This is a genomic window from Chryseobacterium sp. AG844 (genome assembly GCF_003182335.1).
Taxonomy (GTDB): domain Bacteria; phylum Bacteroidota; class Bacteroidia; order Flavobacteriales; family Weeksellaceae; genus Chryseobacterium; species Chryseobacterium cupriresistens.
Map to the genome: position 1 here is coordinate 138,833 of NZ_QGTV01000003.1, position 23,199 is coordinate 162,031.

Annotated in this window: 16 protein-coding genes and 1 tRNA gene; 5 read left to right on the top strand and 12 right to left on the bottom strand. The window is 36.8% G+C overall.

Features of this window, described 5'->3' with window-relative positions; all coding sequences use genetic code 11:
• Positions 1–15 precede the first annotated feature (15 nt).
• Both DEU40_RS04525 and DEU40_RS04530 read left to right on the top strand, forming a co-directional pair.
• Positions 16–2,523, top strand: a complete 2,508-nt coding sequence (locus DEU40_RS04525; protein WP_110008730.1) for a cation-translocating P-type ATPase — start codon at positions 16–18, stop codon at positions 2,521–2,523.
• 1,029 nt (positions 2,524–3,552) lie between these two features.
• On the top strand, positions 3,553–6,516 hold the full coding sequence (locus tag DEU40_RS04530) for a response regulator (RefSeq protein WP_110008731.1): 2,964 nt from the start codon (positions 3,553–3,555) through the stop codon (positions 6,514–6,516).
• 92 nt (positions 6,517–6,608) lie between these two features.
• Here the strand turns inward: DEU40_RS04530 and DEU40_RS04535 are convergent.
• The 3 genes from DEU40_RS04535 to DEU40_RS04545 all read right to left on the bottom strand — a co-directional run bounded on the left by DEU40_RS04535 (position 6,609) and on the right by DEU40_RS04545 (position 9,780).
• Positions 6,609–6,680, bottom strand: a tRNA-Arg gene (locus DEU40_RS04535).
• Between the two features lie 415 nt (positions 6,681–7,095).
• Positions 7,096–8,526 carry a S41 family peptidase gene (locus tag DEU40_RS04540; RefSeq protein ID WP_110008732.1) on the bottom strand — a complete coding sequence of 477 codons (1,431 nt, stop codon included), beginning with the start codon at positions 8,524–8,526 and terminating at the stop codon, positions 7,096–7,098.
• A gap of 144 nt (positions 8,527–8,670) precedes the next feature.
• On the bottom strand, positions 8,671–9,780 hold the full coding sequence (locus DEU40_RS04545; RefSeq protein ID WP_110008733.1) for an epoxide hydrolase family protein: 1,110 nt from the start codon (positions 9,778–9,780) through the stop codon (positions 8,671–8,673).
• 341 nt (positions 9,781–10,121) lie between these two features.
• On the opposite strand from DEU40_RS04545, the gene DEU40_RS04550 reads away from it, so the two are divergent.
• A complete protein-coding gene (locus tag DEU40_RS04550; RefSeq protein ID WP_110008734.1) occupies positions 10,122–10,763 on the top strand; it encodes an NAD(P)-dependent oxidoreductase in 642 nt (213 codons plus the stop codon).
• A 153-nt stretch (positions 10,764–10,916) separates the two neighbouring features.
• On the opposite strand, the gene DEU40_RS04555 is transcribed toward DEU40_RS04550, so the two are convergent.
• Together DEU40_RS04555 and uvrA are read right to left on the bottom strand one after the other, a co-directional pair.
• Complete coding sequence (locus DEU40_RS04555) at positions 10,917–11,684, bottom strand: methyltransferase domain-containing protein (protein ID WP_110008735.1); 768 nt, start codon at positions 11,682–11,684, stop codon at positions 10,917–10,919.
• 88 nt (positions 11,685–11,772) lie between these two features.
• Positions 11,773–14,565 (bottom strand): excinuclease ABC subunit UvrA, encoded by a 2,793-nt coding sequence (gene uvrA / locus DEU40_RS04560; RefSeq protein WP_110008903.1) that lies wholly within the window; start codon positions 14,563–14,565, stop codon positions 11,773–11,775.
• Positions 14,566–15,197: 632 nt separating this feature from the next.
• Here uvrA and DEU40_RS04565 point away from each other — a divergent pair.
• Both DEU40_RS04565 and DEU40_RS04570 read left to right on the top strand, forming a co-directional pair.
• Positions 15,198–17,009 carry a TonB-dependent receptor plug domain-containing protein gene (locus tag DEU40_RS04565; RefSeq protein ID WP_110008736.1) on the top strand — a complete coding sequence of 604 codons (1,812 nt, stop codon included), beginning with the start codon at positions 15,198–15,200 and terminating at the stop codon, positions 17,007–17,009.
• 71 nt (positions 17,010–17,080) lie between these two features.
• Entirely contained in the window at positions 17,081–17,797 is a 717-nt protein-coding gene (locus tag DEU40_RS04570; RefSeq protein ID WP_110008737.1) for a DUF2490 domain-containing protein, read from the top strand.
• On the opposite strand, the gene DEU40_RS04575 is transcribed toward DEU40_RS04570, so the two are convergent.
• The 7 genes from DEU40_RS04575 to tnpA all read right to left on the bottom strand — a co-directional run bounded on the left by DEU40_RS04575 (position 17,794) and on the right by tnpA (position 23,122).
• A complete protein-coding gene (locus DEU40_RS04575) occupies positions 17,794–18,240 on the bottom strand; it encodes a phosphohydrolase (RefSeq protein WP_041461800.1) in 447 nt (148 codons plus the stop codon). The genes DEU40_RS04570 and DEU40_RS04575 overlap by 4 nt on opposite strands.
• Before the next feature lie 79 nt (positions 18,241–18,319).
• Positions 18,320–18,655 (bottom strand): YegP family protein, encoded by a 336-nt coding sequence (locus DEU40_RS04580; protein ID WP_110008738.1) that lies wholly within the window; start codon positions 18,653–18,655, stop codon positions 18,320–18,322.
• Between the two features lie 27 nt (positions 18,656–18,682).
• The gene (locus DEU40_RS04585) at positions 18,683–18,997 is read right to left on the bottom strand and encodes a hypothetical protein (RefSeq protein ID WP_110008739.1); all 315 of its coding nucleotides are present in this window, start codon (positions 18,995–18,997) and stop codon (positions 18,683–18,685) included.
• A gap of 148 nt (positions 18,998–19,145) precedes the next feature.
• Positions 19,146–20,924, bottom strand: coding sequence for an acyl-CoA dehydrogenase family protein (locus DEU40_RS04590; RefSeq protein ID WP_110008740.1), 1,779 nt, complete (start codon positions 20,922–20,924; stop codon positions 19,146–19,148).
• Positions 20,925–20,974: 50 nt separating this feature from the next.
• A complete protein-coding gene (locus tag DEU40_RS04595) occupies positions 20,975–21,331 on the bottom strand; it encodes a four helix bundle protein (RefSeq protein WP_110008741.1) in 357 nt (118 codons plus the stop codon).
• A gap of 43 nt (positions 21,332–21,374) precedes the next feature.
• On the bottom strand, positions 21,375–22,553 hold the full coding sequence (locus tag DEU40_RS04600) for a thiolase family protein (protein WP_110008742.1): 1,179 nt from the start codon (positions 22,551–22,553) through the stop codon (positions 21,375–21,377).
• Between the two features lie 104 nt (positions 22,554–22,657).
• On the bottom strand, positions 22,658–23,122 hold the full coding sequence (tnpA, locus tag DEU40_RS04605; protein WP_110008743.1) for an IS200/IS605 family transposase: 465 nt from the start codon (positions 23,120–23,122) through the stop codon (positions 22,658–22,660).
• Positions 23,123–23,199: the final 77 nt, after the last annotated feature.

Below are 23,199 nucleotides of genomic sequence, written 5' to 3' on the forward strand. Positions count from 1 at the left end.
TCATATCCATTTCGTATGAATTACAATATACCGGAAAATTTGAAAGGGCTTACAGAATCCGAAGTAACCGCTTCCAGAAAAAAATACGGATATAACCGTCTCGAAGCGGTTAAGAAAGAATCCTGGACAGATCTTCTTCTCAACATCCTCAAAGAGCCAATGCTGATTCTTCTTATATGTGTTTCCTTCATTTATGTGCTTACAGGAGATTATGGCGAGGCTTTCTTTATGTTTGCTGCTATTGTTGGAGTTACTGCAATTTCTTTTTACCAGGATAACCGGAGCAAAAAGGCACTGGAAGAACTTGAAAAATTGAATGAACCTTTAAGTAAGGTCATCAGGGATTCAAAGATTATAGATATTCCTACTTTTGAGATAGCAGTCGGAGATCTGTGCATTACCGAAGAAGGAAACCTCATCAATGCGGACGGAAGAATCGTTCACAGTAACGATTTTTCTGTCAATGAATCATCCCTTACGGGCGAGAGCTTTTCTGTTTCCAAGGACAGCAGATCCGAAGATAACAGAGTCTACAGCGGAACAATCACTGTGTCCGGACTTGCTGTTTTTGAGGTAGAAAATATAGGAAAAGAAACTAAAGTAGGAAAAATAGGACAGTCCATACTCAATATAAAAGCAGAAATATCTCCTTTACAGCTTCAGATCCGGAACTTTGTAAAGGGAATGGCTGTTATCGGAATCATTATCTTTCTTGCAGTATGCATCTTCAGTTTTGTTAAAACAGGAGATTTTGTGACCAGCTTACTCAGCGGACTCACATTGGCAATGTCTGTTCTTCCTGAAGAAATTCCCGTAGCCTTTACAACTTTTATGGCTTTGGGGGCATGGAAACTGATGCGGGAAGGAATTATTATTAAACGAAGCAGTATCGTAGAAACCATGGGAAGCGTTTCCGTAATCTGTACTGACAAGACAGGTACGATTACTGAAAACTCCATGAAGTTGAAACATCTTTATGACTACCGTTCCGACAAGATTTATGAAGAGCCGGAGTTTGGAATAACAGCGCTGCATGAGCTTATTGATTATGCGATGTGGAGTAGTGAGCCCGTACCTTTTGATCCTATGGAAATAACACTGCATAAGGTCTATGAGCAGACCCGGAAGCCTGACCAAAGAAAAAATTACCAGCTTTTTCATGAATATCCGCTGGAGGGCAAGCCGCCGATGATGACCCATCTTTTTGAAAATGAACAGAAAAACCGCATTATTGCAGCTAAAGGAGCTCCGGAAGCCATTATCAGTGTTTCCAGTCTTTCAGAAGAAGAAAAAAACAAAATTAGAAAGTTAATAAAGAATTTCGGAGAACAGGGATTCAGGGTTCTCGGTGTTGCCAGATCTCATTTTGAAGGAAATGATTTCCCGGATAAACAGCAGGATTTTAAATTTGACTTTTTAGGATTGACTGTATTTTATGATCCTCCTAAAAAAGGAATAAAAGAAGTATTTAAACATATTTACGACGCCGGTATTCAGGTAAAAGTCATTACAGGAGATAATGCAGATACTACTAAAGCCATTTCATTGCAGGCAGGAATAGCAAACAATACTCCGCCCGTTAATGGAAGTGAAATAGCCGCGTGTTCAGAATCAGATCTTATAAAACTTTCCGAAGAGACTACTTTGTTTACAAGAATGTTTCCGGAAGCAAAGCTCGAAGTGGTTTCTGCCTTGAAAGAGCAGGGCCATGTAGTGGCCATGCTGGGGGACGGTGTGAATGACGGCCCTGCTTTAAAAGCAGCTCATATTGGGGTGGCAATGGGAAATAAAGGAACTGAAATTGCCAAATCAGCCGCAGCACTGGTCATCACCAATGACGATCTGGATAAGCTCGTAATTGGGGTTGCTGCAGGAAGAAGAATTTATGCCAATATAAAAAAAGCGGTCCAGTATATTATTTCTATTCATATTCCTATTATACTCACCGTTTCTTTGCCTTTATTTCTGGGCTGGGTATTTCCCCATATTTTTACTCCGGTGCATGTGATTTTTCTGGAACTGGTTATGGGGCCGACGTGTTCTATTGTTTATGAGAATGAGCCAATTGAAAAAAATGCGATGCAAAGGCCTCCGAGAGCATTGACAGATACTTTTCTGAACTGGAGAGAACTCACAATAAGCATTATTCAGGGGATCATCATTACCGTAGGGATATTATGGCTGTATCAGTACTCTGTCAGTCATGGAAATGGTGAATCTAAAACCAGAGCATTGGTTTTCACTACGCTTATATTTTCCAATATATTGCTGAGTCTGGTAAACCGTTCTTTCTATTACAGCATGTTGGAGTGTTTTAAGAACCGAAACGTCCTGCTTGCCGGGATTTCAGTATTGGTTGTAATTTTCCTTCTGATTATTCTCTATGCATCTCCTGTTTCCGGGTTTTTCAGCGTAACCGCTCTCAGCATAGAAGAACTTGGACTAGCACTGCTCACAGCTTCAGTTTCCGTACTGTGGTTTGAGGTTTATAAATTCATAAAAAGACTTTATTTAAGGAAATAATCTATAATAAGAAAATAGAATTTAGATCGTATGCAGGAAATCAGATATGGACATTATACAAAGTCTGTAGGAATGAGTTCAGATATTATTTCTCTGAATCTCAGATTCAGGTAACTGATGGATATAGTAATAAATATAAACTGTTTGAGTTCCTTTTTACAAAAAATGATTCAAACAGTTTTTGTTTGGATATAATAAACATCCATAATCATTTAGTAATTTGTTTAAAATTAAGATCAATCTTTCAACTTTGAAATTTACAAAATCATTTCATCAGGATGGAAGAAGAATGGCCTATCCGTATATGTACAGAGTTTTAACAAACAGTACAAAAATATTGTACATTTTCAACACCAAAACATCAAACAAAATTGAGAATTATTACCAACAATATCTACACTACTGAAATTTTATATCTACAGAATTACTTTGTTATTACCTTAATGATCATTGTAGATTTGTTCCATATCAAGTACTAATGAAACCTTGCAGCTTACGTTGAAAACAATTAAAAAAATTATACATTACTAAACGTCCATATATTAATAAAAAAATAACATATTTTATGTTATATTGATTTGATTTTTTCCCCAGAGGGATCCGGGGATTTTTCTTTTCATAATTTAGGGTAAAAATCAGCTATAGAAGTAAAAGAAATTGCTTTTTAGCAAATTAATGACCGGAAATGGTAAGATGTTAGGAATTGATTTTTAATAAAACTACGATGCCCGGGAAATCATTTTCACTTACTCTCCAAAATTTACGTTAAACTTTTGAGCTGGTCGCAAAAGCATTACAAGTATAAAAATTTTATTTTTTAATCGAATATCTCACATATTCAAGTTTTTTTTAAAATAAACACCAATGGAGAAAGATGATATACAAAGTAAACTTTTATAAAATTGATAAACCCATCTTTAACACTTTAATTGTACTCATTTTCCAATATCTGCTGACAAATTTTTAAATTAATTTGTTAACATTATAAAATGACCTATTTTTAGTATTTTATTGCCAAAATAGGATTAAATGCCAAAAAAAATTATTAGAAATCTTCAAATTGGAGTAGTAATTTCTTTGATGCTTCTGATTGCTAGTTCCATAGCATCTTATATCAGCATACATAAGCAGATGGAGAATAGGAAAGAGTTATTAAAAAATAAGGAATCTATAAGCTTAGCAAAAGATATCTTAAGTACTCTTTTAAATGCTGAAACTGGAAATCGGGGATATCAGCTTACCGGGAAGGAGAATTTTCTTGAACCATTCAATAAAAGTAAGAATGAATATCCGCAGTTTGTCTCTCACAAAGATAGGCTTAATCTTAGAGATAAAGATCAGATTAATATCCTAAATGAACTGCTGTATACTTCAGAGGTGTTGATGAAAGAATATGCCTTGCTAATTGAGAATCGTAAAAAAGGAATTGTAATGAGTCCGGCAGAACTTGTACAAAACAAGGAGGCTATGGATAGATGCCGCATGCTCGTTCAGAAATTTGTAAAACTTGAGGAATTTCAACTTGCCATAAAAAATGAAGATCTGAACAAATCTTCCAATCGGACTGTTTTATTCATCATCTTTTCTGCTGTTGCAGCTATCGGTGTAACCCTTTTTGTCTATATACAACTAAAATCTGATCTTATCCGGCGTGGTAAGTTAGAAAACGATCTGTTTTACACTAAGGAAATGCTTGAGGAAACAGGCTCAGTAGCCCAGGTGGGAGGCTGGGAAGCTAATATGAAGACGGGAAAGCTTTTCTGGTCTCAAAGTACAAGAGAAATTCACAAAATAGAAAATAATTTCCAGCCTACTTTTGAAAATGCCCTTGGATTTTACACAGGAAAAAGCGGGGATAGAATAAAATATCTTTTTAACAGGGCAATACAACAAGGAATTCCTTTTGATGAGGAGCTTCAGCTGTTGCGTAATGATGGCGCTACGATCTGGGTAAGAGTAAAAGGCATTCCCGAATTTGAAGGTGATAGTTGTAAAAGAGTTTTCGGAATCATTCAGGACATTGATGCCTTCAAAAAAATGTTTCTTGAAGTTACCCGAAAGGAGGCTATAATGCAGTCTTTTGCCACTGATGTTCCTGTTCCTTTGGCCATGTTTGATAAAGACCTTAATTATGTTGCTGTAAGCAGCAGATGGAGAGAGGAATTTAATATGAATGATATAGATCTTATCGGTAATAATCTTTTCACAATATCACCTAATATTCCCGAAGAAGGAAAAGAGATCTATAAGAATGCGCTGTTGGGAAAAACGTACATCAACGGTGATTTTACGTTAAAGGTGGAAGGAAAAGAAGAAATTCAGCATTACGACCTTAAAGTGGGACCTTGGTATCTTACAAAAGATGAAGTAGGCGGTGTCATTATTTCCATACAGAATATTACCAATGCTGTTAAGATCAATGAAGAACTGAAAAATGCCAAAGAAACAGCAGATACAGCCAGCCAAGCAAAATCCGAATTTCTTGCCAATATGAGTCATGAGATCAGGACTCCTTTAAACGGAGTTATAGGTTTTTCAGACCTTCTCCTCACGACACCGCTGAATGAAACACAGATGCAATATCTGAATTACATCAATGAGTCTGGGGAAAATCTTCTTAGCATCATCAATGATATATTGGATTTTTCTAAAATAGAATCCGGAAAAATGGAGCTCTTGATTGAAAAATGTGATGTTTATGATATGTTGAGCCAGGTGATCAATGTGATTATTTATCAATCCCAGAAAAAAGATATTGAACTTCTGCTCAATATTGAGCCGGGTCTTCCCAAAATACTTTTTATGGATGAAGCAAGGTTAAAACAGATCCTGATTAATCTTCTCGGGAATGCTGTGAAGTTCACAGAAAAGGGAGAGATTGAGCTGAAAGTTGAGAAATTGCGCATGGATGATCGTACTATTGCTTTGCGCTTCTCAGTAAGAGATACTGGGATTGGCATCCCTATTGAGAAACAAAAATATATTTTTAATGCCTTTACACAGGAAAACAGTTCCATTAGTAAACAATATGGTGGCACGGGTCTGGGACTTACGATTTCAAACAATATCCTGGGATATATGGGAAGCCATTTGTCGCTGAGCAGCGTAAAGGAAAAAGGGTCTGTATTTTTCTTTGACATTGAGATTCCTTATGAGATCCCTCCATTGAGAGACGAAGAGGAGATAACTATTAAAACAGCCTTAGTGGTTGATGATAATGAAACCAACAGGATCATTCTTGAGCATATGCTTACCTATAAAAATATCAAGTCTACCTTGGCTTCTAATGGGATGGAAGCCTTAGAGATCCTGTTGAAAGGTGAGCGGTTCGATGTGATCCTGATGGATTATCATATGCCTGTTATGTCCGGATTGGAAACAATAGATAAAATAACAGGACTGTTCAATCAGCGAAATGAGACTTCTCCATTTATAGTACTTTCTTCTTCTTCTGAAGAACTGGGCATACTTAGTTCAGTTAGAAAAATAGAAAATGCACATTTATTATTGAAACCCATCAAATCTCATGATCTATACAAAACCTTAAAAAAGGTAGACCAAAGTTATACAGTAAAAATTAATAAGGATCAGTCTGAGAAAACTTCGCATGTATTTGATTCGGAATTAGAAGTGCTTTTGGTTGATGATAACGTAGTGAATATGGTCCTGAATAATAGAATAATGAGATCTCTTGCACCTGGTATACATCTAACGGAAGCCGTTAATGGGCTGCAGGCTTTGGAAGAATGTAGGAAAAAACAGTTTTCCATTATTATGATGGATGTACAGATGCCGGTAATGAGCGGTATTGAGGCAACACGAAATATTAGAATGCTTCCGGGATATGAACATATACCTATCATAGGTGTTACAGCTGGAAATGTGCTGGGTGAAAAAGAAAAGTGCCTTGAAGCCGGAATGAATGATTTCCTTCCCAAACCTGTAAAGCAGGCGGACCTTCTTGAAGTACTCAAAAAATATATTATCGTTTAGAATTGATGAAAAAACAGGACTTGATTTCTTCTTAAAATAGAAAGAAAATAAGATAATGTATCTTATTTAGTTAGTGCTGTTTGGCAAATTTGTGGCCTCACCAGGAATCGAACCTGGATCTAAAGTTTAGGAAACTTCTATTCTATCCATTGAACTATGAGGCCTTGATTTGATTCATAAAAATACAAATTATTTAATTTTAATAATCAACAATTAATGCAGAGAATGGAGACTAGGGCAAAGATGTTTGTACCGTTTTGTACCTGTTGAATAGTAAATATGCGAAAATGCTTGTATAAAAGGTATATGGATAAAAGAATCTGCCCTTTAGAGGCAGATCCAGTAGATAAATACATCTCATTTTTTTAATTAGACAACAATAAAAAGCACAGCCGACAATGCTGTGCTTAAATTTTTATTTCAAATTTAATTGCAATTTCAAGAGTAGTAAGAAAAGCAAATAAAGTTTCCACTTCGATGTTTATTACATAGTAAATGTAGTAATTATTTTAATACGAAAAATGAATTAAATGTTAAAATTCACAAGTTATCCACATTTTTTTGTGGATAAGTCTGAAACTAATTTAAAATCCAGGCTTTAGCAGTCTCCAGATCCATATCGTGGCCTTCTTTGGATTCTACCGGAACGTCCGGATCAATTTTCCCGTAGTAGACTTTCCCGTTTCGGTCCATTTCATAAGAAGAAGCCAGAGCAAAGCTTTTACCATCGCTTAACGGATAAATACTATTGGCCGAAGTATAGCCCGCAGATGGTTTTCCAAAGAGTTTTACATTGCTTTTTCCAATAAATGCAATTGTTGTAGCTTCTCCTGAACTGGCGGTGTTCGGACCAATCAGAACTGCAATTTTAGATTGTCCGCTTTTAAGATTATAAGGTTCTGTAATTTTATTGGAACCAAACTTCCTGTCTTTATAAATCCATGGAGTTTTTTTATCCTTATATACAAAATATCCCAAAGTTCCTTCTCCAATCAGACTTCCGAGACCTCCGATCATAGGATACATATTTCCTCCTGTATTGCCTCTCAGATCTACAATCCAGCCTTTAATCGTATTTTCAGAGTCCAGCTTTTTAATCATATTGTGGATCTGCAGGGCAAAATCATTTCCAACTTCTGTGTTGACGGAACCAAAGCCGGGAACAGAAATATAGCCAATATTCTGATCAATAAGTCTGGAATCGGGCTTTGCCTCACTGGTGTTGCTTTTCTTCTGCTTTTCTGAACGTTCTTTGCCGGAAATAAATGAATGATTATCACCGGCCTGTCTTAGATTTTGTATAATATAGCTCAATGCAGGGTCTGTATCATCTATGGTTTTCATGCCTTTTGAAAGATATTGAAGGTTGGTTTCAATATTTTTCCAGTCCAGTTGATCTGAAAAGATTGAATTCTTTTTCACAATATCTTTAAACTCCTGAATGTATTTTGCAGATTTTTTCGAAGGTTCTTCATTTGAAAATGCAATTCTGTTCAGTTCAAAGTGATCAAACCAAACCGTTCCGTTTCCTGAGAATACGCCTCCAAGAAGAAGGCTTTTTACATTTTTATCAACAGTGAAAATTAAAGAATATTTTGTCCAGTCTTTATTCAATGCAATGGACTTTTGTTGTGACTCTGAATTTCCAAAGTCAATCATCTGCCCCTTCTCATCCTTCACCTGTGTCCATAGATTGATTTTCCCATTGGTGTTCTCAGATTTTACATAGGCACTGATTTCTATTTTTTGCAATTGCTGAATATCAAGAGGTATTTTTTGAGAAAAAGATTGAAAGTCTTTGGAATGATCAGCCTTCCCTATAAGCTGCATAGAGGCTTTTCCTCCAAAATATTGGGTGTAATCTACTTTTCCTTCGTACGAATCTGCTTTTTTTATATTCCAGTGATTGGGTAATCCATCGGTCATGTTCTCAAAACCGGCATTTTGTATCTGAGCTTGCACTGAGCAGAATAGAAATGCTGCTATAATCGTGAAGGACAATTTTTTCATAGTTATTAATTTTGGCTAAAATAAAAAACTTGCCAACAACTTTATACTTATTAACAAAATTTTAGTAATGGTTTAGAAGGATTAACATTTTACCATCAAAAAGGAGCTACAAAAAGACAGGACCGATTGTAGCTCATGAATTGTTTATGTGGCAGAATAAAAAAATGTTCTCAGTTCATCTGCAAATATATGAGGCAATTCCAAGGCGGCAAAATGGCCTCCTTCATTCATCTTTTTAAAGCTGGTGACATTCACAAAACGTTCTGCCCATTCTTTCGGAAACTGAGCTTCACGGGGAAATACAAGTACTCCCGCAGGAACATTGCTCTTTTGATGCGCATGTGTTCCGCTCCATAAAGCGGCTGCATCTTCCTTATACATTCTGGCAGAAGAACCAATGGTTTGGGTCACCCAATAAATCATAATATTGGTGAGCAACTCATCTTTTCCGCCAAATGCCGTTTCAATTAATTCAGGCGATGCACCCGCATTGATAAAACTTATAATCCAGCCTGCCAATCCAACAGGAGAATCATTAAGACCATAGGCCAGAGATTGAGGTTTGGTAGACTGTACCATGGCGTAAGCTCCTTCACTGTACCACCAGCGCTGGACAAACTGAGCAAATGCCCGCTCATCTTCACTCATTGTAGCAGGGTCTTCCTGACCGGTGGGGTAACCTACATCTGTAAGGTGAACAGCTTCCAGGGCTTCAGGATATTTTGAAGTCAATGCCTTTACGACTCCCATTCCGATATCTCCTCCGGCAGCACAGAATTTTTCATAACCTAGGACTTCAGTCATCAGTTGTTTCCACAGATCTGCCACCTTCTCACTGCTGACCGCTGTTTTATCAGAAAAGCCAAACCCCGGAACGGAAGGAATAACCAGATCAAAACTCTGTTCGCCTTCCGTAAGCAGTGGAATAATTTTATGAAAGCGGTAATAGCTGTCCGGCCAGCCATGGGTAAGGATCAGCGGTTTAGGATTTGATCCTTTTCCTCTGATGTATTGAAAATGAATTAAAATTCCGTCAATCCGGGTGACATACTGTGGATGCTGATTCAATTGCTGTTCGTGCATCTTCCAGTCATAATCATTGATCCAATAGCGGGTAAGTTCTTTCAGGTATGTTTCACTGGTGCCGTAGTTCCAGCCGGAACCTTCCGGTTCTCCCGGCCAGCGGACATTTTGCAGCCGGTTTTTAAGATCGGTTATAACCGATTCGGGGATGTTTACTGTAAATGGTTCCATATTATGATATTTTATTGGGTGTAAGTTTGTTTTAAGGAAAATACTGACAGTAAGATAGTTATCAAAGTTAAAAACTTTCTCTTTTAATACATGTTGTCAAAATCATAAATTTTTGATTTTTTTTGAGGGAAAAAATGTAACTTTAATTCATTAAAATCTCGTAATACATATTACTGTGGGTCGGGTTATTTTTTCAGCCTGAACATCTTAGGTTCAATTTTCTGAGCCCTATACATTCATTATATCATATCTAAAGCAAAAACAATGTGTTATTTGCTGTGTCAATGGTCATTAGTGGTTATTCTGCTTTTGATTATTGATATTTAATATAAAAAAATCATATGAAAACTTATAAAATTGCCGTAATCGGCGGTACAGGAAAATCGGGACAATATCTGGTCCGAAAATTACTGGAGAAAGGATATTCTCTAAAGCTTTTGTTAAGACACCCTGAAAATTTTGCTCTTCAAAACCCATTGATAGAAATGATAAAAGGAGATGCAAGGGATGAAACAGCAATTTGTAATTTAATTGAGGGAACTGATCTTGTCATGAGTACTTTGGGACAGCCAAAAGGAGAGAAGTCTATCTTCAGTGATGCTGCCAAAAATATCATCAAAGCAATGAATCATTATGGGGGTAAGCGTTATATTGTAACGACTGGTCTCAGTGTAAATACAGCATCTGATCATAAAAGTGAGCGGGTAAAAATGGCTACAGACTGGATGTATCAGAACTATCCTGAGACAACCGCTGATAAGCAGAAAGAGTATGAACTTCTTCTGGAAAGTGACCTCGACTGGACGTTAGTAAGATTACCACTGATTCATCTTACAGAGGAAAATTTTCCAATCGAAACAAATCTTACAGACTGTAAAGGCGAAGGGATCAATGCAGGAGATCTGGCCGAGTTTCTGGTTTCTCAGATTGAAAATTCTGAGTATATCAGGGAAAGTCCGTTTTTGTATAATCTGAAAGAGTAACTATTTTATTAATAAACAGAAACAGCTGTCACAATTTTGTCATTCTGAATGAAACGAAGTGTAATGAAGAATCTCATATCATTGGTTATTAATGGAATTCTTCCTTCGTCAGAATGACAATTGTGGCAGTTTTTTATTGGGCATTAAGGTTTTCTATTTCTTACGGCCATACATCAGGATGCGCTTAAATGCATAGATAGCCGGATATTTTGTAAACCTTTTTGCAATACGCGATTTAAATTCGGAGATGAATTGTTCTTTCTGTTCTCCTTCCAGACGCTCTAAATAAGGTAACAATGCTGTTCCTGAAATAAAGATGTATAAAGCCTCGTGATCATCCGCAATAATAGGGTATACCTTCTGAAATATTTCAATGTCCTGAATTCCGTTATCAAATAATATCTGGGCATAATCGTCCATTGAAAGCACTGGTGAATCACGGTTAAAATGATTTAACTGGGATGCGTAGGGTTCTTCACCTGCCATTTCTGTCAGAATCTGATTGAGAATATTTTCTTTCTGAACCGGCATTTGTATTGCTAACTGTCCATTCTCTGAAAGTAATCCAATGATTTTAGGAAATAAAGTTTCGTGATCATCAGCCCACTGTAAAGCGGCATTACTGAAGACAAGATCCCATTTCTCGTCAGACTGCGCTGTTTCTTCAATGCTCTGAAGCTTAAAGTGTAAATGATCGTTTTCATATTTCTTCGATTTTTCAAGCATTTCTGCTGATGAATCAATTCCTAAGAATGTAGAGCCTGTCAGTTTTTCCGTAAGAATAGAGGTCTGTTCTCCGGTTCCACAGCCTAAGTCAATAGCTTTTATATTGTTTTCAGGCTTGATTAACGCTGCTAAATCATAAAATGGCTTATAACGTACATCTTTGTACTGATCATATAATTCGGGATTCCAGGGCATAAATAATAATTTTGTAATGGGTTGATAAGTTGAATAAAGATAAGTAATCTCAATAAAAAACCGGCTGTTTTTAAACAGCCGGTTGTATTTATTGTTCCAGTTTTTCTTTGATATATTTTGCTGTATAAGACTTTTTATTTTTTGTCAGATCTTCCGGTGTTCCTGCAAATACAACTTCTCCGCCGTGTTTTCCGGCTTCCGGACCGATATCGATAATATAATCGGCACATTTGATAATATCAGGCTGATGCTCAATAACAATCACCGAATGTCCGAGATCAATCAACGCCTGTAATGATTTCAATAATTTTTGAATATCATGGAAGTGAAGTCCTGTGGAAGGCTCATCAAAGATAAATAGCGTTTTATCCGTTGTTACCCCTTTTACAAGGAAAGAAGCCAGCTTCACACGCTGTGCCTCACCGCCGGAAAGGGTAGAGGAGCTTTGTCCCAGCTGTAAATAACCTAAACCTACTTCCTGCAAAGGTCTCAGCTTCGTTACGATCTTTTCTTCATTATTATCTTTAAAGAATTCCAATGCTTCATCTACGGTCATATGAAGGATATCAGAGATGTTTTTCTCATCAAATCTTACTTCAAGGATCTCATTTTTGAATCGTGTTCCTTTACAAACCTCACATTCAAGCTCGATATCCGCCATAAACTGCATGGAAACATTGATCACTCCTTCTCCTTTGCATTCATCACATCTTCCGCCATCTACGTTGAAAGAGAAGTGTTTAGGCTTATAACCCATCATTTTGGCTACTTTCTGCTTGGCAAAAAGATCACGGATATCGTCATAAGCCTTTAGATAAGTTACAGGGTTTGAACGGGATGATTTTCCAATCGGGTTCTGGTCAATCAGTTCAATGTTTTTGATCAGTTTCTTCGGGAATTCTACAGCATCATAATCTCCTTTTTTACCGCCCATTCCCAACTGGATCTGGATGTCATTGGTAAGAATTTCTTTCATCAAAGTAGATTTTCCACTTCCTGAAACTCCGGAAATAACAACGAGATTTTCCAAAGGAACGTCTACATCTATATTTTTAAGGTTATTCTGACGGGCTCCTTTAATGTGAATCCATTCTTTTGCTTTTCTTCTTTTCTTCGGAACTTCTATTTCAAGTCTTCCAGTAAGGTATTCTGAAGTAAGTGTATTCGCTTTTTTCAGATCCTTATAATCTCCGGCAAATACCAGTTCCCCACCAAGATAACCTGCTTCCGGACCAATATCAATAATATAGTCCGCTGCTCTCATTACATCCTCGTCATGTTCTACCACAATCACGGTATTTCCAAGGTCGCGAAGATTTTTCAATACTTCGATCAGGTTTTCCGTATCTTTGGAATGCAGCCCGATAGAAGGCTCATCCAGAATGTAAATAGAACCTACCAAAGAACTTCCTAAGCTTGTTGCCAGGTTGATTCTCTGACTTTCTCCTCCTGAAAGGGTATTCGATGTTCTGTTTAATGTTAAATATCCTAATCCTACTTTTAATAAAAATTCCAGACGGGTGGTGATTTCGTAAATCAGTCTCTTGGCGACTTCCTTGTCATGATCTGAAAGTTTTAATCCGTTGATCACCGGAGCAAGTTCATCCAAAGGAAGTTCAATCATCGACTGGATATTGTGTCCGTCTACTTTTACCCAACTTGTTTCTTCACGAAGTCTCAATCCTTCACATGTCGGGCAAAGGGTTTTTCCTCTGTAACGGGAAAGCATTACTCTGTATTGGATTTTGTATAGATTTTCTTCAAGCATCTTGAAGAAATTGTTGATGCACGGGAAATTACTCCTTCCGTCACCTTTCCAAAGGAAGTTTTTCTGTTCTTTTGTTAATTGATGATAAGGTTTGTGGATAGGGAAATCACCTGCTTTTTTAATGAAATCTTTTTTCCATTCGCTCATCGTTTCTCCTCTCCAGCAGACAACAGCATCTTCGTAGATGGATAATGTTTTATTAGGAACTACAAGATCCTCATCAATTCCGATTACTTTTCCGTATCCTTCACACGCCGGACATGCTCCGTACGGGTTATTAAAGCTGAAAAAATGAACGTTGGGTTCAAGGAACTCCATGCCGTCCAACTCAAATTTATTGGAAAATTCTTTTACCTTCTCAGTGTTTGTATTCTTTAATGAACAATATCCGCGTCCTTCATAGAATGCCATTTGTATAGAGTCTGCAAGTCTCTGTAAAAAACTTTCGTCTTCTTCGTATGAGAAACGGTCGATGACAAGATTAATGGTCATTCCTTTTTCAGGAGTAAAACCAAAACTTTCAAGGTCTTCAATTCCTGCAACATTTCCATTGATTTCAAGCCTTGTGAAACCTGCCAGTTTTAAAATATTTAAGGTTTCTTTGAAATTGTCAACATCATATTCCAAAGGAGCAGTTAATAGAAAGGAAGTATCTTTTTTTGAAGCCTTGATGAAGTCGACTACATCAGAAACCGAATCTTTCTTCACTTCTTCTCCCGAAACCGGTGAAAAGGTTTTCCCGATCCTTGCAAATAAAAGCTTCATATAATCGTAGATCTCTGTAGAAGTTCCCACCGTAGAACGAGGGTTGGAAGAAATTACTTTCTGCTGGATGGCAATAGAAGGGGCGAGTCCTTTGATATCATCTACTTTTGGCTTTTCTAATTTTCCCAAAAACTGACGGGCATAAGAACTTAAACTTTCAACATATCTTCTCTGTCCTTCTGCGTAGATTGTATCAAAAGCCAAAGAGGACTTACCGCTTCCTGAAACCCCAGTAATAACAATCAGTTTGTTCTTCGGAATCAGGACATCTATATGTTTCAGATTATTAAGATGTGCATTCTTAACGAAAATCTGCTTTTTTATATCTATTTCTGTTGTGTTAGCCATATTTTGTTTATTCATATAAAGACTGCACAGCATTAAGGCTGTCAGTAATGGTGTTTGGCTACAAATATTCTGTGGCCGGTATCAATTGAACTTTTAGATATATCCTGATTCCTCCGAAATCTGTTGCTGCAATTTTTATAAACGCTGGCAAAATTACTGTTGAAATAGAATATTTTCATCGTAAAATTAAGACCCACAAAATTACGAAATTTTAGCGAAAAATTTACGCTTATCTTATTGTTAAAAATTGTTATAATGATCGTAACATTGAACAGATTAAACCCATATTTTGCTGTCAAAACCACCTGAAAAGGTGTATGTTTTGTGGACTTAATTTTATTTTGCTGTTTATTTTACAGTGTTTTATATAATTTTTTAAAATATATTGTGTTTTTTTATTGCACTATTGTTTTATATTGTAAAATTATTTAAAATTGCATTCATAAATATGTAATAGAGAAATGAGAAAATTATTCAGAGATCTGGTTACACATTTAATGAGAAAAAGATAGAAATTACTCCCTCAGAAAGATGCAGCTTTACACTGCATCTTTTTTTATGACAACTATCATTTGCCTGTCTTGGTGAACTCCCTTACTTTTGGACTCTCTTAAAAAACTACGGAAACGATTATGATCAAAAAGATAGGAAGTGCTTTTTTTCTGGGATCTTTACTTTGGGTAAATGCACAGGAAAAGACAACAGATATTGAAAGCATTGAATTTCAGGGTAAATTTATCTCTACACCTTATAAAAGCGCTAACCAGAACATCAGCGTGATCACCAGAGAAGATATTGTAAATTCTCCGGCTAAAAGTATCGACGAAATTCTTCAGCAGGTGCCGGGAATGGATATCAGAAGGAGAGGAGCCAATGGAGTGCAGAGTGATATCGGTTTCCGTGGTAGTTCTTTTGAGCAGGTTCTTTTATTATTGAACGGAATCAGAATGAATGACTCCCAGACCGGACATAATAATATGAATATTCCGGTAGATCTGGATGAAGTAGAAAAGATAGAAATCATAAAAGGCCCGGCCGCCAGACGTTTCGGACAGAATGCTTATGCCGGTGTTATCAATATCATCACCAAAACTTTTCCGGGAAAAAAAGTCAAGATAAGTGCAGAGGGAGGAGATTATGGAAGTTATGGTCTGGGATTTAATGCGCAGATCGGAAATGAAAAGTTCACGAACTCCCTGCAGGCGAATTCAGCTTCATCAGAAGGGTATATGTTCAATACGGATTATGAGATCAGAAATGTATTTTATCAGGGAAAACTGAATATCAAAAACGGAGATGTGAGAGTTCAGGCCGGCTTTTCAGAAAAGAAATTCGGAGCCAATGGCTTTTATGCTTCCAGTGCTGCGACGAAGCAGTATGAGGAAACGCAGGCTTCTATCGTAAGTGTAGCTCATCAGCAGACTTTTGGAAAGCTGAAGCTTAACTCTAATGTGTATTGGAGAAGAGGGCAGGATATGTACCTTTATGACAGATGGAATCCTGATTTTTACCGAAATATGCACATTGGAAATAATGCAGGTGGAGAAGTGAATTCCAGCTATCAGTGGGGATTGGGAACAACCGGAATTGGTGTTGAGCTTAGAAAAGAATTTTTAGTAAGCAGTAATTTGGGTGACCGAAACCGCTTTGTTTCTCAGGTTTTCTTTGAACATCATTTTTCATTACTGGATAAAAAACTGAATATCAGTCCGGGAATTTCATGGGCCAATTATTCTAAAGAAGGAAATTTCTTTTATCCGGGTCTGGATGTAGGCTATAACTTTAATGCCAATTCTAAAATCTATGGAAACATCGCAAAAGTACACCGTGTACCCACTTTTACTGAATTGTATTATGTAAGTAAAACGGAACAGGGAAATCCGGATTTGCAGCCTGAAAATGCGATTTCTTCGGAAGTAGGATATCAATATCTAAATAACAGGATTTTAGCAAAAATAAGTGGTTTTCTAAGAAACTCCAATAATTCCATTGACTGGGTAAAAAAAGATCTGAGCGATAAAATATGGTACGCCCAGAATGTAGGAGATATCAAAACAAAAGGAGTTGAAGCAGAGTGGAGTCACAGACCGACAGACTGGTTAAAATATACGGTTGGCTATACTTATATTGACAGTAAGTATGAAGAAAAAGACGGTGTGGTTTCAAGATATATTCTGGACAATCTGAGGCATCAGTTTGTGTCCAAGTTAGAGGTGAAATTCCTGAAAAACTTTACCAACGAGCTTGTTTACCGTTACAATGAAAGAGTCAATCTGGGAACCTATAACCTTGTAGATGAGAAGCTGAGCTTTGCTAAAAAAGATTACTCAGTATATGTGTTGATTAACAATTTGACCAATACAAAATATACAGAAGCTTTTGGTGTCGGGATGCCGCAAAGGTGGTTCCACATTGGGTTTTCGTATACAATTAATATTAAGTAGGTGTTAATTTAATATTAATGAAAGTTAATATTAACAAATTGTTAAAAAATATACATTTGCAAAAATTTTTTATGAAACGTCTTATAGGCTTAGGTTTATTACTTGGAATATCTTTTTTTAAAGCACAGGAACACATTTCCAGCTTCAATGCAGTGACTCTGACCTATAAGTTTCATCCGAAATTTTTCCTTTATGCTGAAGGGCAGATGCGTGGTAACGAAGATTATACCTACCCTGATTATTATGAAATAAAAGGGGGGCTAGGGTATAATCTTACCAAAAACCACAAACCTTTTGTAGGGCTGGGAAGATATGTTAACTATAAAGAACATAGCCTGAGCAGAGAGGAGTTCAGGGTATGGCTTCAGGACGTTATCGACGTTAAAAAAGGTATTGTAAAGTTTGAAAACCGTTTTCGTGCTGAAAAGAGTTGGTTCTATGAGCCGAAAACAGATCAGACTTCCCAGAGAATGCGTTACCGGTACCGTCTGAACGTAAGTGTTCCTTTGAACGCTAAAACCATTAAGAAAGGAACTGTTTTTGCTAATGCTTATGACGAGGTGTTCTTTGTCTCTCCGATGAAGCCTACTTTTGCCAGAAACAGAGTCTATGGCGGTTTCGGCTATCAGATCGATGATTATTTTGGAATCGTGAGCGGATATCTGTGGCAGCGTGAATTTGAAGCAAAAGGGAACAAAAATTTACATTTCGTTTACCTTGCGTTAAACATCAATATCGATGGAACAGATCATCACACAAAAACATATGATTTCCCGGGTGCGGATTAATATTTCTCTATCAGATAACGATAGGCTTTCAGATATTTATTGAATCTTTTGATATCTTTAGGGGTAAGCTCTCTGTTGACTCTTCTGAGATCCATATTGTCGCGAAGGTCATTGAGCTTTACAGCAACAGATAGCAGAGATCTTTCTGTTCTTTTGATGAATTCATCATAATCTTCTTCCGGATCAAGCTTTGTAAGACAGCTGATGGCAAAAATAATATATTCGGGGAATCCTTCAGATCTTAAATAATCCAGACTAAACTCCTGTGGATGGTCTTCTACAACATCGTGAAGTACTCCAACGATTTTTTCATCGAGTGTTTTACCATAGTTCATCACACGCATTACGTGGGCAATGTAGGGAGCATGGTATTTATCGGTTTGTCCTTTATGAGCCTTATCGGCGATTTTGATTGCTTTATTAAGTAATTCTTCTTTTGTCATTGCTAATGAAAAATAGAGTACAAAAATAAAAAATGCCTTAAGAACTAAGGCATTTTTATGAAGAATATTTCAGATGATTTTACAAGTTTGTTTCATCCTCTATATGAGCATGCGGAGCATTGTTTTTTACAGATTCTATTCCGTTTTCCATACCATTGTCGGATTCATACATCTGGCTGGTTCCGATGATCTGTCCGTTTCCGGCTTTTAGATTAAAATAACATCTGCCGTCATTGGCTGTATTTCTTTCAAATTTTGCATCTTCCTGTGCATTGAGTTTTACGGATCCGATTCCGCTTTCACAGGAAGGTTTGGTACTGTATCCCTGGCTGGTTAAAATAACCTGCCCGTTTCCAGCTTTGAGGTTGAACTGAAAGTCTCCGTTTGTTCTTTTAGAGATAATAAATTTTCCCATGGTAATAGTTTTTAGTTTGTACTGTGTTTATTTTGACGGTATTATCTTTTTTCGGCTTACCTGAAGCTTATCAGGAGTAACCGAATTTAGAATTTTATATTGTGAATAATCCTTTGAAGGTTCTTTTAAAGCCAGATAAAGGGCAGTATCTTTAGGCTTAGCCGTCAATATCCTGTAAAATTCTTTTTGAGGACGCTCGGGCTTCACAGCAGAATATCCCGGGAATTTTCCTTTAGAAATGATCTTTGTTGTATCAATCTTTGGAGCAGGGACTAAATTGTCTTTTTTTTGTGCCGTAACTATAGCCGAAATGAGGACGAGGGGAAATAATAATTTCTTCATGTGTTATTTAATTTAGAATAAAAATAATAATTTTTTTTGAATATACTTATGGGCTGTCAATAAATCCAATGGTCATCGTCATAAATAAGGGTGAAAACAAAAGCGCCCCAAAAATTGGGACGCTAAATCAAATTTATGTTATTAAAGACTAATAAGCTCCTTTCTCAATATAGTGAGCGGCTACTTTTTCAGTAAGCGCTACTACATTCGGATGGTTGGTATATTTAGTGAATCTTCTTAGTCCTGAAAGCATCATTCTCTGCTCATCTCCTTCAGCGAAAGAAACGATTCCTTCTTTAGCTGCAGTGATAATTTTTTCAACAGCTTTGTAAAGGTTTAACTGAGCCATAGCTGCTTCTACAGATTCAGGAGAGAAGTGTTTCTCTGCTCTTAATACTGCGGATTCTGCCATATAGATCTGGTTAAGGATTTCAGAAGCATTCAATAATAAATGCTGTTGTTTTTCAATGTCCATCATGTATTTCTGAAGAGCAGCTCCGGAAACCATTAGGAATACTTTCTTAAGGTTGGCGATAATTGCTTTTTCTTCACTCATGAATTCTGAATAATCAGGAACTTCAAATGAAGGGATACCCATCAATTCTTTGCTGATCGCCATTGCAGGAGATAAAAGATCCAGCTCACCTTTCATTGCTCTCTTAATAAGCATTCCTACAGCCAGCAGTCTGTTGATTTCGTTGGTACCTTCATAAATTCTTGAAATTCTTGAATCTCTCCAAGCCGCTTCCATAGGAGTATCTTCAGAGAATCCCATCCCTCCGTATACCTGGATTCCTTCGTCTGCGGTGTGTTGTGCAAGATCAGAAACGAATACTTTAAGGATTGAACATTCAACAGCGAATTCTTCTACACCTTTTAATTCTGCTTCCTGATGGCTTAATCCTGCTGCAACAAGCTCATCAATTTTATCCTGAACATTTTTAGCAGCTCTGTAAGAACCTGCTTCACTTACGAAAACTCCGGTTGCCATTTCTGCCAGTTTCTTTCTGATCGCTCCGAAAGTAGCGATTGAAACACCAAACTGTTTTCTTTCGTTAGAGTACTGGATAGAGTGGTTTAAGATTCTTCTCTGTGCATCAAGACATGCGGCAGCCAATTTGATACGGCCTACGTTTAATGCATTTAAAGCGATCTTGAAACCATTGTTTCTTTCTCCTAAAAGATTTTCCACAGGAATCTTCATATCATTGAAGAAAACCTGACGGGTAGAAGAAGCACGGATACCCAGTTTATGCTCTTCCTCACCGAAAGTTAAGCTTTCAGGGTTTTCAAGTTCAGATCTGTTGATTACAAATCCTGTGATATTTTTATCATCATCAATTTTAGCGAATAATGTAAATGTATCTGCAAATCCTGCATTAGAGATCCACATTTTCTGACCGTTGATGATATAATGTTTTCCGTCTTCGGAAAGTTTTGCTCTTGTTTTTCCTGAATTGGCATCAGAACCGGCATCTGGCTCTGTCAGACAGTAAGCTCCGAATTTTGTTCCTGTTGCTAAATCCGGAAGGTATTTTTTCTTCTGCTCTTCAGTTCCGTAAAGAACGATTGGCAGGGTTCCAATTCCGGTGTGTGCACCATAAGCTGTAGCCAATGAACCTGTAGTTCCTGATAGATAATCACAAGCAAGCATTGTAGTCACAAAGCCCATTCCAAGACCTCCGTATTCTTCAGGAACAGCGATTCCCAACATTCCCATTTCTCCCAGTTTACGCATGGTCTCTTCAGTAAATGCGTAATCTTTCTTCTCAAAACGTTCTCTTTGAGGAACTACTTCTCTATCTATAAATTCCTTCGCAGAATCACGAAGCATTTTTTGTTCTTCATTCAGCTCTTCAATACTGAAAATTTCGTTTGCAGGAATTTGTTTGATCAGGAATTCCCCGCCTTTAAGTATATTGCTCATTTGTTATTATTTTAAATTTTAGATTATAAATTTTAAATTAGATTTTGTTATTATAAATTTTCAGATGATGTTTTAATGATTTTAGTCAAAATATTAATGATCATTTCAATGTCTGTTAAGTATGAATTGATCTCAATTTGAACAAGATTTGAAGAGTTATAAAGCCTTAGCCAATATCTTGTTTCTCTTGCCTCTTTATTTGCAATCGAAAGCTTTGAAATAAAATCCTTTTTAGATTGAGCGGCTATAGCTTCTTCTACATTTGCTCCAATGGATGTTCCAGAGCGAAGAATTTGTTTTGATAAAATAAACTCGTTTTGAGATTTACATTCAGTATAAAATTGAATTATTCTTAAGGCAAAATCAAAAGTTTTTATTTGGATCAAATTGTCTTCTTTGAAACTCATTGCATCTAAAATTTATAATTTAAAATCTATAATTAATTATTAATTAAAGAAGTTCAAAAATAGAAGCAGCTCCTTGACCTGTTCCCACGCACATAGAAACCATTCCGTACTTGTTGCCTCTTCTTCTCATTTCGTCAAGAAGCTGTACTGTCAGTTTTGTTCCTGTACATCCAAGCGGGTGACCAAGGGCGATAGCTCCTCCGTTTACGTTTAAGATGTCAGGATTTAATCCTAATTCTTTTTTGATTGCAACCGATTGAGAGGCGAAAGCTTCGTTAAGTTCGATCAAATCGATATCTTTTAATTCTAAATCAGCCTGTTTCAATGCTTTTGGAATAGCATAGATAGGACCCATTCCCATGATTCTTGGCTCAAGACCTGCAGCGGCATAGGCTACCAATCTTGCTTCCGGTTCAAGACCTAATTCTTTTACCATTTCCTCACTCATTACCATTACGAAAGCTGCTCCGTCACTCATCTGAGAAGAGTTTCCGGCCGTTACGCTTCCTCCGTTGGCAAATACAGGTCTAAGTTTTGCTAATCCAGCTAAAGAAGTATCTGCTCTAGGCCCTTCATCTACAGAGAAATCAAACTTTTTAGTCTGCAGTTTCTGATTTTCGTCCAGGAAATTATATTCTACAGAAATCGGAACAATCTGGTTGGCAAATTTACCTTCCTGATTAGCTTTTAAAGCCTTCATATGAGATTCAAAAGCAAACTGATCCTGTTCTTCTCTTGTAATATTATATTGTTTTGCAACTTCTTCCGCTGTGTAACCCATTCCCCAGTAGTAATCAGGGTTTGTTTTTGCGATATCCGTTTCAGGAACCGGCTTATAACCTCCCATAGGAATATATGACATCGATTCTGTACCACCCGCAATGATACAATCTGCCATACCAGCCTGAATTTTCGCAGAAGCAATAGCAATTGCCTCACTTCCTGATGCACAATATCTGTTCACGGTTACTCCCGGAACTTTATCGGTATTTAACCCCATCAAAGAGATCAGACGCGCCACATTAAGCCCTTGTTCAGCTTCCGGCATTGCATTTCCTACGATAAGGTCATCAATTCTGTTTTTATCTAATTGTGGTAGCTCAGCCATTAATTTTTCAATAACGGTAGCCGCCATGACATCAGGTCTTGTAAATCTTAAACTTCCTTTTGGAGCTTTTCCAACGGCAGTTCTGAAACCTTTTACTATGTATGCTGTTTTCATTTTTTTTTGTTTAATTAAATTGTTTTAAGAATTTTTTGCCTCGTAGAGGTAAACTGTTCATAGATTTTGTTTTTGCTTTTGCGTAGCTCCGTAGGAGCGACCTGTTAATCATTAATCCATTCAAATAAATATTTTGGATCATATTCTATCTCAAATTTTGACATAAAATCCAGGTATTCTTCTCTAAAAGTTTTCTTTTTATGATGTTCTTCCTGATTTAAAATATATTTTACAACAGAATCAACACTGCTTTTAGAATAAGAAAAAGCTCCGTACCCTTCCTGCCAATTGAATTTTTCATCTACCCATCCTTTTTCATTGATGAATTTTGAAGAACCTGCTTTAATATCTCTTACTAAATCTGAAACCGAAAGTGTAGGATTCATACTTACAAGAATATGCACATGGTCAGGCATTGCAAAAACTGCGAATAATTTTTGATTTCTATTGGAAACAATACCTGTTATAAACTGATGTAATTCTTCTCTGTTTTCTTTTGAAATCAGATTTTGTCTTCCTTTTACCGCGAAAACAATTTGAATATAAATCTGAGTGTAGGTGTTTGCCATACATTAACAGGTCGCCTCTACGAGGCTTTCCGATTTTTTTAATTATTCATGCTATTAACAGTTCGCTCCTACGGAGC

Coding starts and splice junctions, on each gene's coding strand:
- DEU40_RS04525 (WP_110008730.1), top strand. CDS start 16: ATGAATTACAATATACCGGAAAATTTGAAAGGGCTTACAGAATCCGAA.
- DEU40_RS04530 (WP_110008731.1), top strand. CDS start 3,553: ATGCCAAAAAAAATTATTAGAAATCTTCAAATTGGAGTAGTAATTTCT.
- DEU40_RS04540 (WP_110008732.1), bottom strand. CDS start 8,526: ATGAAAAAATTGTCCTTCACGATTATAGCAGCATTTCTATTCTGCTCA.
- DEU40_RS04545 (WP_110008733.1), bottom strand. CDS start 9,780: ATGGAACCATTTACAGTAAACATCCCCGAATCGGTTATAACCGATCTT.
- DEU40_RS04550 (WP_110008734.1), top strand. CDS start 10,122: ATGAAAACTTATAAAATTGCCGTAATCGGCGGTACAGGAAAATCGGGA.
- DEU40_RS04555 (WP_110008735.1), bottom strand. CDS start 11,684: ATGCCCTGGAATCCCGAATTATATGATCAGTACAAAGATGTACGTTAT.
- uvrA (WP_110008903.1), bottom strand. CDS start 14,565: ATGGCTAACACAACAGAAATAGATATAAAAAAGCAGATTTTCGTTAAG.
- DEU40_RS04565 (WP_110008736.1), top strand. CDS start 15,198: ATGATCAAAAAGATAGGAAGTGCTTTTTTTCTGGGATCTTTACTTTGG.
- DEU40_RS04570 (WP_110008737.1), top strand. CDS start 17,081: ATGAAACGTCTTATAGGCTTAGGTTTATTACTTGGAATATCTTTTTTT.
- DEU40_RS04575 (WP_041461800.1), bottom strand. CDS start 18,240: ATGACAAAAGAAGAATTACTTAATAAAGCAATCAAAATCGCCGATAAG.
- DEU40_RS04580 (WP_110008738.1), bottom strand. CDS start 18,655: ATGGGAAAATTTATTATCTCTAAAAGAACAAACGGAGACTTTCAGTTC.
- DEU40_RS04585 (WP_110008739.1), bottom strand. CDS start 18,997: ATGAAGAAATTATTATTTCCCCTCGTCCTCATTTCGGCTATAGTTACG.
- DEU40_RS04590 (WP_110008740.1), bottom strand. CDS start 20,924: ATGAGCAATATACTTAAAGGCGGGGAATTCCTGATCAAACAAATTCCT.
- DEU40_RS04595 (WP_110008741.1), bottom strand. CDS start 21,331: ATGAGTTTCAAAGAAGACAATTTGATCCAAATAAAAACTTTTGATTTT.
- DEU40_RS04600 (WP_110008742.1), bottom strand. CDS start 22,553: ATGAAAACAGCATACATAGTAAAAGGTTTCAGAACTGCCGTTGGAAAA.
- tnpA (WP_110008743.1), bottom strand. CDS start 23,122: ATGGCAAACACCTACACTCAGATTTATATTCAAATTGTTTTCGCGGTA.